A 14,443-nucleotide genomic window follows, 5' to 3' on the forward strand; every position below is an offset into this window, starting at 1 on the left:
GGGTCAGAGCCGTTCGATGATCGTGACGTTGGCCTGTCCGCCGCCCTCGCACATCACCTGCAGCCCGTAGCGGCCGCTCCTGCGCTCCAGTTCGTACAGCAGCGTGGTCATCAGCTTGGCGCCGGTGGCGCCCAGCGGGTGGCCGAGGGCCATCGCGCCGCCGTTGACGTTGACCCGCGCGGGGTCGGCCCCGGTCTCCTTCAGCCAGGCCAGGACCACCGGCGCGAACGCCTCGTTGATCTCCACCAGGTCGATGGCGTCGATCGTCAGGCCCGCGCGCCGCAGGGCGTAGGCCGTGGCCGGGATGGGCGCGGTGAGCATGAGGATGGGGTCCTCGCCGCGCACGGACAGGTGGTGGATGCGGGCCCGCGGGCGCAGGCCGTGTTCCTGCACGGCGTGTTCGCTCGCCAGGAGGAGGGCCGCCGCGCCGTCCGAGACCTGCGAGGAGAGGGCGGCCGTCAGCCGTCCGCCCGGCACGATCGCCGGAAGGGCGGCCATCCGCTCCAGGGAGGTGTCCCGGCGCGGGCCCTCGTCGGTCGTCAGGTCGCCGTAGGGGACGGTCTCGCGGGCGAAGCGGCCCTCGTCGATCGCGTGCAGTGCCCGCCGGTGCGAACTCAGCGCGAGCTCTTCCATCGTCGCGCGGGATATCCCCCACTTCTCGGCGATCAGTTCGGCGCCGTGGAACTGGCTGACGGGCCGGTCCCCGTAGCGGGCGCGCCAGCCGCGCGAGCCGGCGAAGGGGCCCTGCGTGAGGCCCAGCGGTTCGGCTGCGCGCTGGAAGGCGTAGCCGATGGGTACCTGCGACATGCTCTGCGTGCCGCCGGCCACCACCAGGTCCTGGGTGCCGGAGAGCACGGCCTGGGCGGCGAAGTGGACGGCCTGCTGGCCGGAGCCGCACTGCCGGTCGACGGTGACGCCCGGCACCTCCTCCGGCAGCCCGGCGGCCAGCCAGCTGGTGCGGGCGATGTCACCGGCCTGCGGCCCGACCGTGTCGAGGCAGCCGAGGACGACGTCGTCCACCGCGACCGGGTCGACGCCGGTCCGCCGCATCAGCTCCTTGATGACGTGCGCGCCGAGGTCGGCGGGGTGGGCGCCGGCCAGGGCGCCGCCGCGCCGGCCGACGGGGGTGCGGACCGCTTCGACGATGTATGCCTCGGCCATGGCTGCTGCTCCCCGGGGGTGTCAGTCCGGCACGGCGATGCCGTCCAGGACCATGGACAGATACTGGCGGGCGATCTCCTGCGCGCCGTGTGCCCCGCCGGGCCGGTACCAGGACGCGGCGACCCACACCGTGTCGCGCAGGAAGCGGTAGGTGAGCCGGAGGTCGAGGTCGGCGCGGAAGGCGCGCTCGGCGACGCCGCGCTCCAGCGTGCCCATCCACAGGGCCTCGAACTTCTCCTGGGACTCGGCGAGATAGCCGAAGCGGGGGTGGTCGGCGAGGTGCCGGGCCTCCTTCTGGTAGACGGCGACGGCCGCGCGGTGCCGGTCGATCTCCCGGAAGGACTCGCTGACGAGGGCCTCGACGGTCTCCCGCGGCCCGAGGCCGGCGGCGAGCACGGCGTCGTAGCCGGCCCACAGTTCGCCGAGGAAGGTGGAGAGGATCTCGTCCAGCATCGACTCCTTGGAGTCGAAGTGGTAGTAGAGGCTGCCGGCGAGCATGCCCGCCTCGTCGGCGATCCGGCGGACGGTGGTGGCGCTGTAGCCCTGCTCGGCGAACACCTCGGCGGCCGTCGCGAGCAGTTCGCCGCGCCGCGCGGCGGCCGGCTTCTCGGTAGTGGTCTTCTTGCTGATCGGCACGGTGTCATTCTCGTTCACGTTCGGTGCGGCTCATGGGTGCTGACTGCTGACGGCGACGGTCTCGCCGGTCATGTACGAGGAGTAGTCGCCGGCGAGGAAGACGATGACGTTGGCGACCTCCCACGGCTCGGCGGCCCGCCCGAACGCCTCGCGGGCGGTCAGCCCGGCGAGCAGCCCGGGCGTGGTGACCTTGGCGAGGTGGGGGTGGGCGGCGAGGCTGGGCGAGACGGCGTTGACGCGGACGCCGTAGGCGGCGGCCTCCACGGCGGCGCAGCGGGTCAGGGCCATGACGCCGGCCTTGGCGGCGGCGTAGTGCGCCTGGCCGCGCTGGGCCCGCCAGCCCACGACGGAGGCGTTGTTGACGACGACTCCGCCGCTGCCGGCGGCGCGCATGCGGCGCAGGGCCGCGCGGGTGCAGCGGAAGGTGCCCGTCAGGGTGGTGTCGACGACGGCGTCCCACTGGGCGTCGGTCATGTCGGCGAGGTCGGCGGTGCCGCCGAGGCCGGCGTTGTTGACGAGGATGTCGAGGGGGCCGTGGCGGCTCTCGGCGAGGTCGAACAGCGCGGCGATCTGCCGCTCGTCCCTGACGTCGCAGGGCGCACCGGCCACCCGTCGGTCGCCGAACTCGCGGGCCAGGGCGGCGACGGTCTCCCGGAGCCGGCGGGCGTGGGCGTCGCCGAGGACGACGTCGGCGCCTTCTTCGAGGAAGCGCCGGGCCGTTGCGCCGCCGATGCCCGTTCCGGCGGCCGCGGTGACGACGGCGCTGCGGCCGGCCAGCAGGTCGTGAGCGGGGACGTAGGGCGGGGGGCCGGAGCCCTCGACGCTGCTCATGGGCCCACGCTAACCTACCAAACACTTGTTAGGGAAGGATGCCCGATGGCCCCTGACGCACCGGTCCTCTACGAGCGGCACGGCCCCCTCGCGCACGTCACCATGAACCGGCCCGAGTACCGCAACGCGCAGAATTCGGCGATGACGTACGCCCTCGACGCGGCCTTCTACCGGGCGGCGGACGACGACGACGTCAAGGTGATCGTCCTCGCCGGGGCGGGGGCGCACTTCTCCGCCGGCCATGACATCGGCACGCCGCAGCGCGACGCCCATCTCCCCTTCGAGCGCCGGGCGGGCCTGTGGTGGGACCACTCGGACAAGCGGGGTGCGGAGCAGCGGTACGCGCGCGAGTCGGAGGTCTACCTCGGCATGTGCCGCCGCTGGCGCGAGCTGCCCAAGCCGGTGCTGGCGAGCGTGCAGGGCGCCTGTGTGGCGGGCGGCCTGATGCTGGCCTGGGTGTGCGATCTGATCGTCGCGAGCGAGGACGCCTTCTTCGCCGACCCGGTGGTGCGGATGGGCATCCCGGGCGTCGAGTTCTTCGCCCATCCGTGGGTGATGCCGCCGCGCGTGGCCAAGGAGTTCCTCTTCACCGGCGACCGGATGAGCGCGCGGCGCGCCCACGAGGTGGGGATGGTCGGACGGGTGGTGCCGCGCGAGGAGCTGGCAACGGCCACCCGTGAACTGGCGGAGCGCATCGCCCGCATGCCCCGCATGGGGCTCGCGCTCGCCAAACGGGCCGTCAACCAGGCCGAGGACCTGCAGGGACTGCACGCGGGGCTGGACTCGGTCTTCGGGCTGCACCACCTGGCGCACGCGCACAACGCGGAGACCACTGCCGATCCCCTCGCCGGCCTGGACGCGCGGGCCATGAAGGACACGTGATGGACCTCGATCTCACGGCGGCGGAGCGGGCGTTCCGGGCGGAGGCGCGCGCCTGGCTGACCGCGCACGTGCCGCGGGCTCCGCTCGCCTCGCTGGAGACGCGGCGGGGATTCGCCGAGCACCGGTCCTGGGAACGGGTCCTGTCCGAGGGCGGCTGGTCGGCCGTCTCGTGGCCGCGCCGCTTCGGGGGCCGGGACGCCTCCCTCGTGGAGTGGCTGCTGTTCGAGGAGGAGTACTACGCGGCCGGTGCCCCCGGACGGGTCTCGCAGAACGGTGTCCACCTCCTCGCCCCCACCCTCTTCGCGCACGGCACGGCCGAGCAGCGCGCCCGCCTCCTGCCGCCGATGGCGAGCGGCGAGACGGTGTGGGCCCAGGCGTGGTCCGAGCCGGACTCCGGCTCGGACCTGGCCTCCCTGCGGTCCGCCGCGGTGCGCACGGAGGGTGGCTGGCTGCTCAAGGGGCACAAGACGTGGTCCTCGCGGGCCGCGTTCGCCGACCGCGCCTTCGGGCTGTTCCGCAGCCACCCGGGTGCGGACCGGCCGCACCGGGGGCTGACGTACGTCATGTTCCCGCTCGACGCGCACGGGGTGACGGTCCGGCCCGTCGGCCGGCTCGACGGCAAGCCGGCGTTCGCGGAGATCTTCCTCGACGACGTCTTCGTGCCCGACACGGACGTCATCGGCGAGCCCGGACAGGGCTGGCGCGTGGCCATGAGCACGGCGGGCGCCGAACGGGGGCTGACCCTGCGCAGCCCCGGGCGCTTCGCGGCGGCCGCCCGCCGCCTGCTGGCGCTGTGGCGCTCGGACGGCGGCGGCCACGGGGACGGCGGCGCGGGGCTCGGGGAGCGGGTGGCGGATGCGGTGATCCGGGCGCGGGCCTATCAGCTGTACGGCTACGCGCGGGCCTCGGACGGCGCCGGCGGCGGGCCGCCCGGCGCCGAGTCGAGCATGACCAAGGTCTTCTGGTCCGAGCTGGACCTCGCGCTGCACGAGACGGCGCTGGACCTGCTGGGCCCCTCCGGCGAGCCGGCGGACGGCGACTGGGCGCAGGGCTGGACGTTCGCCCTCGCCGGGCCGCTGTACGCCGGGACGAACGAGATCCAGCGCGACGTCATCGCGGAACGGCTGCTGGGCCTGCCGAAGGGGCGCCGCGGATGAGGTTCGCGCTGGACGCCGAGCAGCGGGCCTTCGCCGCCACGCTGAACCGGATGTTCTCGGCCGCGGGCACGCCGCCGGCGGTACGGGCCTGGGCCCGCGGCGAGCACGGCCCGGGGCTCGCCCTGTGGGAGCGGGCGGCGCAGGCGGGCGTCTTCGCGCTGGCGGCACCGGAGGCGTACGGCGGGGTGGGGCCGCTGCCCGTGGAAGTGGCCGTCGCCTGGGAGGAGTCGGGGCGGCACTGCGTACCGGGGCCGCTGGTGGAGACGGTGGCGGTGACGGCCCTGCTGGTGCGGCTCGCGGAAGCGGGCGTGACGGCGCCCGCGCGGGAGTGGGTGCCGCGCCTGTGCGCGGGCCGGGCCCGGGCGACACTGGCGACACCGGCCGGGGGCCCGTACGCGCTGGACGCGGACGTGGCGGACGCGGTGTTCGTGGTGACCGGCACCGGGGACGAGCGCGCAGGGAGGGGGGACGCCCCGGCAACACCTACCGCACGGGCGGGCACTCCGGCCGCACCCGCTGCGGAAGCGGAGACCCCGACCGCACCCACCGCGCACGCGGACACTCCCGCCACAGCTACGCACGCGGGCACTACGGCCGCACCCGGCACCAGCCATCCCGCCAGACCCATCGCAGAGGCCGACGCCCCGGCCGTACGCGTGGCGGCGCAGGTTCCGGCCGAACGCGCCGCGGAGGCACATCCTGCGCCCGCGCCCGCAGCCGGGGCGGGCGCTTCCGTCACCGAGCTTCGGCTCGCCCCCGGGCACGGGCCGGTGCTCGGCTCGCTCGACCCGGCGCGGCGGCTCGCCCGGCCGCGGCCGGGCGGGGAGCTGCTCGCCGCCGGTCCGGCGGTGCGGGACGCCGCGGCCTGCGCCGCCGACTGGGCGGCCTGCGCGACCGCCGCCCAGGCGCTCGGGGTGGGCCTGGCCCTGCTCGGCCGCACCGTCGCATACGCCCGGCAGCGCGAGCAGTTCGGGCGGGCGATCGGCTCGTTCCAGGCGGTCAAGCACCGGCTGGCGGACACGCTCGTCGCCCTGGAGTTCGCCCGGCCCCTGGTGCACGGCGCCGCCGTGGCGCTGGCCGCGGGGGCGGGGACGGCACCGGCCGAGGTGGCGGCGGCGAAGGTCGCCGCGTGCGAGGCCGCGTACGCGGCGGCCCGTACCGCCCTGCAGGTGCACGGCGCGATCGGCTACACCGCCGAGTGCGACCTGTCGCTGTGGATCGGCAAGGCCCGGGCGCTGCGGTCCGCGTGGGGCGGCCCGGAGGAGTGCCGGAGGACGGTCCTGCGCCAGGGAGCAGATATCTTTCACATGTAAAACACCTGCTAATCTCCCTGTATGGCGAAACCGTCCCGTCCCCTCCCCCGGCCGCTGCCCCTGCCGCTGCGCGGCCTGCTGCGCCTGGGGCCGGCCGCGCCGCACTGGCCGCGGCCCGCCTTCAGCGCGGCCGCCGCCATGGCGGTGGCGGACGTCACGCTGCTCGTGCTGGGCCGCCTCGACCTGGCCCTCTACACCGCCGCCGGGGCGCTGTGCGCGCTGTACGGCCACGACCGGCCGTACGCCGTGCGCGGGCGGACCGTCGCCGGGGTGGTCCTGGGCACGGTCGCCGGCGTCGGGGTGGCGCTGGTCAGCGCCTCGCTCACCGGCTGCGCGCCGCTGCTGGTCCTGCTGGCCTCGCTGGTGGCGGCGGCGCAGCGGATGCTCTGTGACGCGAGCAGGATCGGCCCGCCGGGCAACGTCGTGCTCACCTTCGTCACCTCGACGGCGTTCTTCGTGCCGCAGCGGCTCGGTGACGTTCCCGCTCACCTGGCCCTCGTCCTCGGCGCGGGGGCGCTGGCCTGGCTGATCTGCATGGCACCCGCCCTCGTCCGCCCGCACGGGCCGGCCGGCGCCCTCCGGCCCGGGCCCGGCGTCCTGGCGGGGCTGCGCCCGGGCTCGCCGCTCCTGCCCGTCGGCGCCCGCGTGGCGACCGGCGCCACGCTGGCGGGCTGGGCCGCGCTCGCGCTGGGCAGCGCCCACCCGTGGTGGGCGGTCGTCACCGCCGCGGCGGTCTTCCAGGCCAATACGACGCTCTCCTGGCACCGCGCGGTCCAGCGTGTGGTCGGCAACGTCCTGGGTCTGCTGCTGTTCACCGCGCTGCTGCCCCTCACCCGGCTGGGCGCGGTGGCGCTGGTGCTCGTCGCCCTGGTGCTGCAGGTCGGGGCGGAGGCGGTCATGGCGCGGAACTACTGGCTGGGGAGCGTGTGCGTGACCCCCATGGCCCTGGTGCTGGGCGAGTTCGGCGGGGCGCATCCGGCGGCCGGGCTCGTCGCGGACCGGTGGACCGACACCCTCGTCGGCGTGGCGGCCGGCCTGCTCGTCTGCGCGCTGGTCACCAACCGGCGGGCGGCGGACCGCCTGGACAGCGCCCTCGGCCACGCCGCCGCCGCGCGCGCCGCGGCCGCGGACCTGCTCGGCACCGCCGCGACCGCCGCTCCCGGGGCCGGCCCGGCCCGGGACCGGCTCGCCCGTGCCCTGCTGGAGCTGCGTGAGGCCGCCGACGTCGCGGCGGGCGAGTGGTGGCAGCGCCCGCTGCCCGGCGAACGGGTGGCCGCCGAGGAACGTGCGGGGCGGCGGGTCCTGGCCGCGCTCGACGAGCGGACGGCCGCGGCCCCCGCGGCGGCGGGGTGACCCGAAGGGCACTCCCGTGCGCCCCGGCGGAAGCGGTCACGGCAGAATCTACGGAGAGCCCCCACCGGAGAGGACCACACGTGGCCAGGGACGCCGAGGACGCCGAGGACATCGTCGCGCGCGTGCTGCGCCAGTGGCAGCAGGTCCACCCCGGCCTGGACACCGCGCCGATGGCCGTGATCGGCAGGCTCAACCGCTGCGCCGCCCTGCTGCAGCAGGCGTCGGACGCCCCGCTGGTGCGCGAGGGGCTGTCGCGGGCGGAGTTCGACATCCTGGGCACGCTGCGCCGCACAGGACGCGAGCTGACGCCGGGGCAGATCGCGCGGGAGACGTTCGCCTCCGGGGCGGCGGTCACCAAGCGGCTGCGGGTGCTGGAGGGGCGCGAGCTGGTGGCCCGCCGGGCCGACGACCGCGACCGGCGGGTGGCCCACCTCTCCCTCACCCCGGCCGGCGAGGAGCTCATCGACCGGCTGATCCCCCTGCAGCTGAGCTACGAGCAGGCCCTGCTGTCCGGCCTGGGCGACGACCGCCAGGCCGAGCTCGCGGACATCCTGGCCGGGCTGCTCGTCCTCCTGGAGGGACGGCTCGGCGGCCTCCAGCCCTGACCCGCGCCCCCGTCGTACGCCTGCCGGGGCCGGGATCAGGCGGCCGGGCTCGCCGCGGGCGGTACGACCACGGGCGCGATGTACTTGTTGTCGCAGACCTGGTCGGACAGCTTCCTGCCGCCGCCGGCGAGGGTCACCTTGACCTCCTCGGCCGGCAGGTCGCCCGGTACCCCGTTGTGCGCGGCGGTGCACACCAGCTGGCTGCGGGCGGTGGCCGTCAGACGGGTGACGTCCAGCGGCAGCTGGATGGTCACCGTGCCCTGGCCGCTGACGACCTCCACGCGCCCGCCGAGCTTGGGCAGCTCGGAGTACAGGCCGCGGAACCGCTCGGCCTCGTTGGGCCCGGCCAGCAGCAGCGGCACCGCCTCCTCGGCGCTCACCTCGCCCTGGGCGGGGCGGGAGACCGGCTGCAGGCCACCGGGGTAGCCGAAGTAGAGCCGGGCCTCCTTGACCGGGGCGCCCGGCCGTTTGGCCCCCTGGGCGGGCCGGCCCACCTCGATGACCTCGGTCGGTTCGATGCCGCAGCCGGCCAGCAGGCCGGCGAGCGCCCCGGCCAGGGTCACCGCGGCCACCGTGCGTCGGGTCCTCATGCTTCCTCGCCTCCCCGGCGCAGCGGGAGGTCGACGGTGAACACCGCGCCCCCCTCGGGCCCGTTGGCGGCCCGGACGGTGCCGTCGTGCAGACGGACGTTCTCCAGCGTGATCGCGAGGCCGAGGCCGCTGCCCTCGGAGCGGACGCGGGCGACGTCGGCCTTGAAGAAGCGCTCGAAGACGTGCGGCAGCACCTCGGGGTCGATGCCCTCGCCGCGGTCGGCGATCTCGATCAGCAGGTGCTCCTCGCCGCCCGCCTCCGCGGGCGGCTCCACGCGCACGGCGACGCTCACCGGCTCGCCGCCGTGCCGCAGGGCGTTGCCGACGAGGTTGGCGACCACGACGTCGATGCGGCGCGGGTCCAGCCGGGCCCGTACGTCCTCCGGCAGGTCGGCCGTCACCTTCTCCTGCCAGCCGCGCGCCTGGAGGGTCTTGCGCACCGTCTCGGCGACGTCGACCTCGTCCAGGTGCAGGGCGGCGGCGCCCGCGTCGAAGCGGGAGATCTCCATCAGGTCCTCGACCATGCGCGCCAGCTTCCCGGTCTCCTCGCTGATGAGGCGGACCGCGTGGGCGGTGTCGGGGTCGAGGGTGGCCGCGTCCTCGTCGAGGACGTCGACGACCGCGGTCATCGCGGCCAGCGGGGTGCGCAGCTCGTGGGAGACGTCGGCGGCGAAGCGCCGGGAGTTCGCCTCCATGCGGCGCAGTTCGGCGACGTTCTCCTCCAGGGCCGCGGCCATGTCGTTGAACGTGCGGGAGAGGTCGGCCAGTTCGTCGCGCCCGGTCACCTTCAGGCGGGTGTCCAGCTCGCCCTCGGTGATCTGCTGGGTGGCGCGGCGCAGCTCCCGTACGGGCCGCAGGACGCCGCGGGCGGCGATCAGGGCGGGCACCACGGCCAGGGCGATGGCCGGCAGCGCGCCGCTCTGCGCCGCCTCGACCAGGGCCTTGACGTTGGCCGCGTCCTGGCGCAGCGGCACCTGTGCGTACACCTCCAGGCCGGACATCTCCCCGCCGCCGTCCCGGTAGGCCACGGGCAGGCCGATCACGAGCCAGGGGTCGCCGTCGATGCTGACGCGCTGGAAGGCGGCGATGCCGTCCCGGACCTTCTCGCGCACGCCGGCCGGCAGGCGGGTGTCCAGGGTGCCCTTGAGGTTGTTCGGCACCATCGGCCCGTCCTTGTAGCGGGCGTGCACGGTCCAGCGCTGGGCCTGCCCGGCCCGGCCGAGGTCCTGGGTGAACTTCATCAGGTCGCTGTTGCGCGGCGGGAAGCGCAGGTCGGGGACCTGCGAGTCGACCTGCGAGCGCAGCGCGTTCACGGCTGTGTCCTGGGTGCGCTTGAGGATCGCGGTGCGTGCCTCGCGGAAGGTGAGCGCGGCCGTGGTGAGCGCGCTGAGCGCGGAGACCAGCAGGAACGCCACGACGAGCCGGGCGCGCAGGCCGCGGGCGAGGGTGCGCAGGGCCGGGCGCCGGACGGTGGGGCGGCGCAGCGCCGGTCGTTTCACGGGGGTGCCGCTCGCTCTAGAGGGGACCGAAGCGGTAGCCGAAGCCGCGCACGGTCTGGATGTACTTCGGGGAGCGGGTGGACTCCTCGACCTTGGTGCGCAGGCGCATCACGCAGGCGTCCACGAGCCGGGCGTCGCCGTGGTAGCTGTGCTCCCAGACGTGTTCGAGGAGCTGCTGCCGGCTGAAGACGCGGCCCGGCGTGGCGGACAGGTACAGCAGCAGCTTCATCTCGGAGGGGGCGAGCGCCAGGTCCTGGCCGTTCTTGGTGACGAGCAGGCCGGCGCGGTCGATGGCCAGGTCGCCGTGGACCTCGGCGGCGGCCTGCGGGAGGGCGGGGTCCGGGCCGCCGCCGTCGACGGGCGCGGCCCGGCGCAGGACGGCGCGGATGCGGGCCTCCAGGACCTCGCCGCGGGCGGGCTTGACGATGTAGTCGTCGGCGCCGGCCTCCAGGCCGAGGACGACGTCGATGTCGTCGCCGCGGGCGGTGAGCATGATGATCGGGATCTGCTGGGTGGCCCGGATGCGGCGGCAGACCTCGAAGCCGCTCTTGTCGGGCAGCATCAGGTCGAGCAGGACGAGGTCGGGCCGGAAGGCTTCCAGCGCGGTCAGTCCCGCCTCGCCGGTGGGGGCGGCCTCGACCTCGTGGCCGCGGCGGCGCAGGGTGAGGGTGACCCCTTCCCTGACGGCCCGGTCGTCCTCGATCAGAAGCACGCGTGACATGGGCACCAGTATCGGTCGTTCGTATGCACGAACGCGCATCGGGGCGGGCCCGGCCGCGGGATTGTCACGGAGTGCTCATATTCCCCGGTCGGCGGAGGGGACGGCCGTCTCGCCGATGTGCTGCAGCAGCAGGGCGCGGAAGTCGCGGTCGAACGCCTCGTACCGGGCGCGCAGCCGCTCGCCGGGCCAGTCGGCCGGCAGCAGGGCCTCCGGCAGGACCGGGTCGGCCAGCAGGTGGCGCAGGACGGCGGCGGAGACGGTGAAGCGGTCGGCGAGGGGGCCGGGGCGGTCGGCGAGCGCCGCCTCCAGTGCGCGGGCCCGCCGGGCCCAGGCGGTCAGGTCCCACAGGCCGGCCGCGAGCACCGCCGGGTCCCCGTCCGGCGCTCCGGTGAGCAGGGTGCACTGGTCGGCCACGACCGCCGGCCGCTGCGGAGGCACGAGGTTGGCCGGGCGCAGCCAGCATCCCTCCCGCAGCTCGGCCATCCGCAGGCCGGCCATCGCCTGGCGCAGGGCGGCCCGCTCGGGCGCGGCCCGCCGTTCGCCGGTGACGACGGCGATCTCCCAGTCGCCGTCCCACGGGCGGGTGCGCGGGGCCCGGCTGTCGTCCTGCCGGGCCTGCCGGGCCAGCAGCCGTTCGGTGAGCCGGTAGGCGCCGTCGCGTTGTTCCACGTCCCCGGCGGCGGCCATGCGGGTCAGGGCCGTGCGGATCGTTCCCTCGGCGGTGCCGAAGAGCTGGCCGACGCGGACGAGGGCGCGGGCGGGCAGGGCGGGCGGGTGGTGGCCGAGCAGGGTCGACAGCACGATCGAGCGCGCGGTCAGCGGCCGCAGCGAAAGCGATTCCTCCATGACCGGTCACACCCTGTCCATTACAGTCCCGCATCACGCATCATGAAAGTGTAATGCCGCTGCCCCAGGAGGTCGCCGTGAGCGCCACGCACGACGTGTTCAACCAGGCCCCGCCCCTGACCGGCTTCTCCACCGCCGACGACCCCGCCCTGCTGGAGGCCCTGCACCGCGAGGGCGGCGCCTGGGGCGAGGCCGAGGTCCGCGCCCTGGGCGCCCGGGCCGGGTCGCAGGAGGTGCAGGACTGGGCCCGCATGGCCGAGGCGGTCCCGCCCGTGCTGCGCACCCACGACCGCTACGGCCACCGCGTGGACGAGGTCGAGTTCCACCCCGCCTGGCACGCGTTGATGGCCGCCGCCGTGGAGAGCGGCCAGCACGCCGCCCCCTGGGCCGAGGCCCGCCCCGGCGCGCACCTGGTGCGGGCGGCGAAGTTCTACGTGTGGGCCCAGGCCGAGCCGGGCCACGGCTGCCCCGTCTCCATGACGTACGCGGCCGTGCCCGCACTGCGCGCCCAGCCGGATCTCGCCGCCGTCTACGAGCCGTTGCTCGCCTCCCGGACGTACGACTACGGGCTGCGCCCGCCGCTCGGCAAGCAGGGCCTGATCGCCGGCATGTCGATGACGGAGAAGCAGGGCGGCTCGGACGTGCGGGCCAACACCACGACCGCCGTGCCGGCCGGCGACGGCTCGTACGTGATCACCGGGCACAAGTGGTTCACCTCGGCGCCGATGAGCGACGTCTTCCTCGTCCTGGCACAGACCGGCGAGGGCCTCACGTGCTTCCTGATGCCGCGGGTGCTGCCCGACGGCACGCGCAACGCGATGCGGCTGCAGCGGCTGAAGGACAAGCTCGGCAACCGCTCCAACGCCTCGGCGGAGATCGAGTACGAGCAGGCCGTGGCCTGGCCCGTGGGCGAACCGGGGCGCGGTGTGCGCACCATCGTGGAGATGGTCAACATGACCCGGCTGGACTGCGTCATCGGCTCCGCCGCCGGCATGCGGGCCGGGCTGCGGCAGGCCCTCCACCACGCGGCCCACCGGCGGGCGTTCGGCGCCGAGCTCGTCGACCAGCCGCTGATGCGCAACGTCCTGGCCGACCTCGCGGTCGAGTCGGAGGCCGCCACCGTCCTCGCGATGCGGCTCGCGGCCGCCCTCGACCGCTCCGAGGCGGGGGACGCCGCGGAGGCGGCGCTGCGCCGCCTGGCCCTGGCGGCCGGCAAGTACTGGGTGTGCAAGCGCGGCAGCGCCCACGCCGCCGAGGCCCTCGAATGCCTGGGCGGCAACGGCTACGTCGAGGAGTCGGGCATGCCGCGGCTCTACCGGGAGGCGCCGCTGCTGTCCATCTGGGAGGGCTCCGGCAACGTGGCCGCGCTCGACGTGCTGCGGGCCCTGCAGCGCGAACCGGCCGCGCTCGACGCCTACTTCGCCGAGGTCGGCCTCGCGGCCGGGGCCGACCGGCGGCTCGACGCCGCGGCCGGCCGCGTGCGCAAGCTGCTGGGCACGCTCGGCGACCCCGGCCGCGCCCAGCTCACCGCCCGCCGGGTCGCCGAGCAGCTCACCCTCGTCCTCCAGGGCAGCCTGCTGGTGCGGCACAGTACCCCGGCCGTCGCCGACGCGTTCTGCGCCTCCCGGCTCGGCGGGGACTGGGGCAACGCCTTCGGCACCCTGCCACCGGGCACGGACCTCGGGCCGGTCCTCGACCGCGCGCTGCTCAAGGACGCGCGATGACGGCCGCCGGGGACACGACGGCCGTCCGCACCGAACGCAGCGGCCACGTCACCACGGTGATCCTCTCCCGGCCCGGCGTCCGCAACGCCGTCGACGGGCCGACGGCATCCGCCCTGGCCGACGCGTTCCGGGCGTTCGAAGCCGACGACGGCGCGCGGGTCGCGGTGCTGTGGGGCGAGGGCGGTACGTTCTGCGCCGGCTTCGACCTCAAGGCGTTCGCCGGCGAGCACGCCAACCAGCTCTCCGACGACGGCGACGGGCCCATGGGCCCGACCCGGATGCGTCTGTCCAAGCCGGTCGTCGCGGCGGTGAGCGGCTACGCGGTCGCGGGCGGCCTGGAGCTGGCGCTCTGGTGCGACCTGCGGGTGGCGGAGGAGGACGCGGTGTTCGGCGTCTTCTGCCGCCGCTGGGGCGTGCCCCTCGTCGACGGGGGCACCGTCCGGCTGCCCCGGCTCGTCGGGACGAGCCGCGCCCTGGACATGGTCCTCACCGGCCGGCCGGTGCCGGCTCCGGAGGCGTACGCCATGGGGCTGGCCAACCGCCTGGTGCCGCCCGGCCGTTCGCGGGCGGCGGCCGAGGAGCTCGCGGCGGAGATCGCCCGTTTCCCGCAGTCCTGTCTGCGCGGCGACCGCGCGTCGGTGCTGGGGCAGGAGGGCCTCTCCGAGGAACGGGCGCTGGCCGCCGAACTCGTCCACGGCCGGGGATCCTTGGACGGGGCCCGCGAGGGCGCGGCCCGCTTCGCCGCGGGCGCGGGACGGCACGGGGACTTCACCCGGCTGTGAACGGCGCCCGCCCCGCCCAATCCGTCCGTGGCCTCTTTTCACCCCATCGGAGGAATTAGGCCGGAGCAGGGCGCATGGCGGGACCCGGGCACAGCAAGATCACGGTCGTGAGTGGATGGCGCCGGGCGGGACGGGCAGGATGCGTGGCCTTCGTGGCCGTGCTGGCGACGGCGGGCGCCGGGCCGGCCCCCGGGGACGAGCCCCAGGGCGGGCAGCCCGCCGCCTCCCCCCGGCACACGGGACCGCACACCGTCCCGCCGGGCGGCCGGCCCCCGTCCACGGCCCGGCAGAACGAGCGGGTGGGCAGCCGGCCCGCACAGGCCGGGCAGCCCGGGCGTGCCGG

At 75.7% G+C, this 14,443-nt stretch carries 14 protein-coding genes and 1 pseudogene; 8 read left to right on the top strand and 7 right to left on the bottom strand.

What is annotated here, in order from left to right; all coding sequences use genetic code 11:
• Positions 1–3: 3 nt before the first annotated feature.
• Genes LE181_RS12340 through LE181_RS12350 form a run of 3 tightly spaced genes read right to left on the bottom strand, consistent with a single transcriptional unit; the run spans position 4 to position 2,628 of the window.
• The gene (locus tag LE181_RS12340) at positions 4–1,161 is read right to left on the bottom strand and encodes an acetyl-CoA C-acetyltransferase (protein WP_225661282.1); all 1,158 of its coding nucleotides are present in this window, start codon (positions 1,159–1,161) and stop codon (positions 4–6) included.
• Positions 1,162–1,182: 21 nt separating this feature from the next.
• Positions 1,183–1,797 carry a TetR/AcrR family transcriptional regulator gene (locus LE181_RS12345; protein WP_225661298.1) on the bottom strand — a complete coding sequence of 205 codons (615 nt, stop codon included), beginning with the start codon at positions 1,795–1,797 and terminating at the stop codon, positions 1,183–1,185.
• A 30-nt stretch (positions 1,798–1,827) separates the two neighbouring features.
• Positions 1,828–2,628, bottom strand: coding sequence for an SDR family oxidoreductase (locus LE181_RS12350; RefSeq protein ID WP_225661283.1), 801 nt, complete (start codon positions 2,626–2,628; stop codon positions 1,828–1,830).
• A 45-nt stretch (positions 2,629–2,673) separates the two neighbouring features.
• Between LE181_RS12350 and LE181_RS12355 the strand changes: the two genes are divergently transcribed.
• From LE181_RS12355 to LE181_RS12375, 5 genes are all read left to right on the top strand, one after another.
• A complete protein-coding gene (locus LE181_RS12355) occupies positions 2,674–3,510 on the top strand; it encodes an enoyl-CoA hydratase (protein WP_225661284.1) in 837 nt (278 codons plus the stop codon).
• Positions 3,510–4,667, top strand: a complete 1,158-nt coding sequence (locus LE181_RS12360) for an acyl-CoA dehydrogenase family protein (protein WP_225661285.1) — start codon at positions 3,510–3,512, stop codon at positions 4,665–4,667. Before LE181_RS12355 ends, LE181_RS12360 begins: the two co-directional genes overlap by 1 nt.
• Positions 4,664–5,980 (top strand): acyl-CoA dehydrogenase family protein, encoded by a 1,317-nt coding sequence (locus tag LE181_RS12365; RefSeq protein WP_225661286.1) that lies wholly within the window; start codon positions 4,664–4,666, stop codon positions 5,978–5,980. Before LE181_RS12360 ends, LE181_RS12365 begins: the two co-directional genes overlap by 4 nt.
• 21 nt (positions 5,981–6,001) lie before the next feature.
• Positions 6,002–7,333 carry an FUSC family protein gene (locus LE181_RS12370; RefSeq protein WP_225661287.1) on the top strand — a complete coding sequence of 444 codons (1,332 nt, stop codon included), beginning with the start codon at positions 6,002–6,004 and terminating at the stop codon, positions 7,331–7,333.
• A gap of 80 nt (positions 7,334–7,413) precedes the next feature.
• Entirely contained in the window at positions 7,414–7,938 is a 525-nt protein-coding gene (locus LE181_RS12375) for a MarR family winged helix-turn-helix transcriptional regulator (RefSeq protein WP_225661288.1), read from the top strand.
• A 35-nt stretch (positions 7,939–7,973) separates the two neighbouring features.
• Here the strand turns inward: LE181_RS12375 and LE181_RS12380 are convergent, their stop codons facing one another.
• The 4 genes from LE181_RS12380 to LE181_RS12395 form a co-directional block, all read right to left on the bottom strand.
• Positions 7,974–8,528: a hypothetical protein gene (locus LE181_RS12380; RefSeq protein WP_225661289.1), complete on the bottom strand. Its 555-nt coding sequence runs from the start codon at positions 8,526–8,528 to the stop codon at positions 7,974–7,976.
• Positions 8,525–10,027, bottom strand: coding sequence for an ATP-binding protein (locus LE181_RS12385; protein WP_225661290.1), 1,503 nt, complete (start codon positions 10,025–10,027; stop codon positions 8,525–8,527). The genes LE181_RS12380 and LE181_RS12385 overlap by 4 nt, the downstream gene beginning before the upstream one ends.
• Positions 10,028–10,043: 16 nt before the next feature.
• The gene (locus LE181_RS12390; protein ID WP_190107601.1) at positions 10,044–10,748 is read right to left on the bottom strand and encodes a response regulator; all 705 of its coding nucleotides are present in this window, start codon (positions 10,746–10,748) and stop codon (positions 10,044–10,046) included.
• A 75-nt stretch (positions 10,749–10,823) separates the two neighbouring features.
• Positions 10,824–11,594, bottom strand: a complete 771-nt coding sequence (locus tag LE181_RS12395) for a PaaX family transcriptional regulator C-terminal domain-containing protein (RefSeq protein ID WP_225661291.1) — start codon at positions 11,592–11,594, stop codon at positions 10,824–10,826.
• A 77-nt stretch (positions 11,595–11,671) separates the two neighbouring features.
• Here LE181_RS12395 and LE181_RS12400 point away from each other — a divergent pair, with 77 nt between their 5' ends.
• The 3 genes and pseudogenes from LE181_RS12400 to LE181_RS12410 form a co-directional block, all read left to right on the top strand.
• Positions 11,672–13,318: an acyl-CoA dehydrogenase family protein gene (locus tag LE181_RS12400; protein WP_225661292.1), complete on the top strand. Its 1,647-nt coding sequence runs from the start codon at positions 11,672–11,674 to the stop codon at positions 13,316–13,318.
• Entirely contained in the window at positions 13,315–14,100 is a 786-nt protein-coding gene (locus tag LE181_RS12405) for a crotonase/enoyl-CoA hydratase family protein (protein WP_225661293.1), read from the top strand. Before LE181_RS12400 ends, LE181_RS12405 begins: the two co-directional genes overlap by 4 nt.
• Positions 14,101–14,207: 107 nt before the next feature.
• Positions 14,208–14,443, top strand: a pseudogene (locus LE181_RS12410) (hypothetical protein); the annotation flags it as partial.

This window comes from Streptomyces sichuanensis (assembly GCF_020328095.1).
GTDB lineage: Bacteria > Actinomycetota > Actinomycetes > Streptomycetales > Streptomycetaceae > Streptomyces > Streptomyces cinnamoneus.

Excerpts from the sequence above, each read along its gene's own strand:
- LE181_RS12390 (WP_190107601.1), bottom strand. The coding sequence starts at position 10,748 with ATGTCACGCGTGCTTCTGATCGAGGACGACCGGGCCGTCAGGGAAGGG.
- LE181_RS12340 (WP_225661282.1), bottom strand. The coding sequence starts at position 1,161 with ATGGCCGAGGCATACATCGTCGAAGCGGTCCGCACCCCCGTCGGCCGG.
- LE181_RS12370 (WP_225661287.1), top strand. The coding sequence starts at position 6,002 with ATGGCGAAACCGTCCCGTCCCCTCCCCCGGCCGCTGCCCCTGCCGCTG.
- LE181_RS12395 (WP_225661291.1), bottom strand. The coding sequence starts at position 11,594 with ATGGAGGAATCGCTTTCGCTGCGGCCGCTGACCGCGCGCTCGATCGTG.
- LE181_RS12355 (WP_225661284.1), top strand. The coding sequence starts at position 2,674 with ATGGCCCCTGACGCACCGGTCCTCTACGAGCGGCACGGCCCCCTCGCG.
- LE181_RS12405 (WP_225661293.1), top strand. The coding sequence starts at position 13,315 with ATGACGGCCGCCGGGGACACGACGGCCGTCCGCACCGAACGCAGCGGC.
- LE181_RS12350 (WP_225661283.1), bottom strand. The coding sequence starts at position 2,628 with ATGAGCAGCGTCGAGGGCTCCGGCCCCCCGCCCTACGTCCCCGCTCAC.
- LE181_RS12360 (WP_225661285.1), top strand. The coding sequence starts at position 3,510 with ATGGACCTCGATCTCACGGCGGCGGAGCGGGCGTTCCGGGCGGAGGCG.
- LE181_RS12365 (WP_225661286.1), top strand. The coding sequence starts at position 4,664 with ATGAGGTTCGCGCTGGACGCCGAGCAGCGGGCCTTCGCCGCCACGCTG.
- LE181_RS12380 (WP_225661289.1), bottom strand. The coding sequence starts at position 8,528 with ATGAGGACCCGACGCACGGTGGCCGCGGTGACCCTGGCCGGGGCGCTC.